The organism is Rhodoferax sp., from assembly GCF_014859475.1.
In the GTDB taxonomy this organism is placed as follows: domain Bacteria; phylum Pseudomonadota; class Gammaproteobacteria; order Burkholderiales; family Burkholderiaceae_C; genus Rhodoferax.
In genome coordinates this window covers 1-1961 of record NZ_JACUUE010000312.1, presented here as the reverse complement: position 1 = coordinate 1961, position 1961 = coordinate 1, and the positions used below count along the sequence as shown (strand labels likewise).

Genomic DNA, 1961 nt, shown 5'->3' with positions numbered 1-1961 from the left:
TTTAATCAGTTGAGGACAGAGCTAAAGATCTGTCCCGCAAGTATCAGGTGTGGTTAAATTTTTGCGCCCAGGGAATGAACTCAGGCAGTGGCATGGGTTTGGCAACCCCATAGCCCTGCACGAAATCGCATTGATTGGAGCGCAGCCAGGCCAGCTCTTCGGCCGTCTCCGCGCCCTCGGCAACCACCGAAAGCCCCAGCTCCTGGCACAACAGAATGGTGGAACGCACGATGGCGGCGTTGCACGGTGTCACATCCACGGCGGTGACAAAGGTCCGGGCAATCTTCAGTTCATCGACAGGCAGGGTCTTGACGTAGGCGAGCGAAGATTGGCCGGTACCGTAGTCGTCAATGGAGAGCTTCAGCCCGTGTGCCGACAGCGCGTCCAGATGCCTGAGCGCCAATTCGGGTTCATCCATCAGGGCGCTTTCTGTGATTTCCAGACAAAGCTGCCCGGCCGACAAACCGGCCTGCGCCAGCAAGCCCGGAATCTCCGCCACCAGGCTGTGATTCAATAAATTGCGGGTGGACAGGTTGACCGACGCCACCACCGCCATCCCTGCGCGCTGCCATTGGGCAGCATCTTCGATCACCTGGCGCAGCACCCAGGGGGGTGATCTCGAGAATAAAGCCGGTCTGCTCGGCAAACGGGATGAAGTGCATCGGCGCAATCATGCCCCTGACCGGATGGCGCCAGTAAATCAGTGCCTCGGCCGCGGTGATTTTGTTTTGTTTCAGGTTCAGCTTGGGCTGGTAATAAACCACAAAATCGCCCTGCACCAAGGCCTCGCGCATCTCGCCGATCAGCGACAGCTGCGCGTGCGCCGGTTCGTCACTTATCTCCGAACCAAAGGCGACGCTGTCCTGACGTTGCTTGGCAGCTGTCATGGCCAAATCGGCACGCCGCAGCAGCGTCGTGACGTCCGCGCCGTCCTGCGGGTACAGCGCGACACCCACACTGGCATCAATGTCCAATCGCTGCCCCTCGATCGTCACGGGGGCCCGCAATGCCGACAAAATCTGCTGCACCATGGCTGCGGCCGAAGCCCGATCGGCGCCCTTCAGCAGCAAGGCAAACTTGTCACCCCAAAGCCGGGCCACCAGGTTGGACTCGCCTGCTACGTCCTTGATGCGCATGGCAACCTTGCACAACAGGCGGTCACCAACCTTAAGCCCCAGTGCGTTGTTGATCGGCGCAAAGCGATCAATGTTGAGCAGTATCAAGGCACCCGAGGCGTTGCTGACGTGGGCGTCGAACACTTCCATGAAACGGGTGCGATTGGGCAGGTCGGTCAAGGGGTCAACATAGGCCAGCCCCGTGCCGACCAGCAGCGCAATGATCGCCAACAAAATCACCAGACTTCTCGCCCTGGCTGCAGACTCCCTGAGTTGTTCCAGTTCCGACTGCATCGCCTGCTGCAGCTTCCCTTCCACGGCGCGCGACTCAAAAAGCAGCGTCGTGAGCACTTTCTGGGTCCAATCTTCGAAGTGGCTACGCACGCTTGCCGGAGTTGCAAGCGAGATCAATTCAACTGTTTCCTGGGGCAAGGCCGCGTAGCGCTGCTGCAAGTCGGTCACACGCTCGATGGCCGACTGATTGTCTGGTGCAAGCCCGGTTTGCGCCAGTGCATTGGCTGCCAGGCCCGATGCCGCCATCTCCTCGTCCATGGCCAGATACAGTGGCACACGGTTGTCACGCGCCGGCGTGTGCAAAAGCTGGAGCAGCTTCATGGCCGCTGCTTGCGCGTGCTGGTTCATGCTCTGGGCGATGAAAACGTGGCGCGCCTGGTAGTTGACGATCTCCTGGGTGGTGTTGGTCAGGCCCTCGAGTCGTTGCAAGGACACCGCCGCAACTGCAAACAACAGTCCGAGCAGCACCGAAAACGCCAGAATCAGGCGAGCGCGAATGGAGGCAAAGTGGATCGTCATGGTTTGCGGTTTCAGTTTACCCGGAATACCTCG

Annotated in this window: 1 protein-coding gene and 1 pseudogene; both read right to left on the bottom strand. The window is 59.8% G+C overall.

The genetic code is table 11. The features are described 5' to 3' along the window. Positions 1 to 43: 43 nt before the first annotated feature. The gene (locus IBX54_RS14790) at positions 44 to 556 is read right to left on the bottom strand and encodes an EAL domain-containing protein (RefSeq protein ID WP_296543411.1); all 513 of its coding nucleotides are present in this window, start codon (positions 554 to 556) and stop codon (positions 44 to 46) included. A gap of 67 nt (positions 557 to 623) precedes the next feature. Next, a pseudogene (locus IBX54_RS14785) lies at positions 624 to 1928 on the bottom strand (diguanylate cyclase); the annotation flags it as partial. Positions 1929 to 1961 lie beyond the last annotated feature (33 nt).

Coding starts and splice junctions, on each gene's coding strand:
- IBX54_RS14790 (WP_296543411.1), bottom strand. CDS start 556: ATGGCGGTGGTGGCGTCGGTCAACCTGTCCACCCGCAATTTATTGAAT.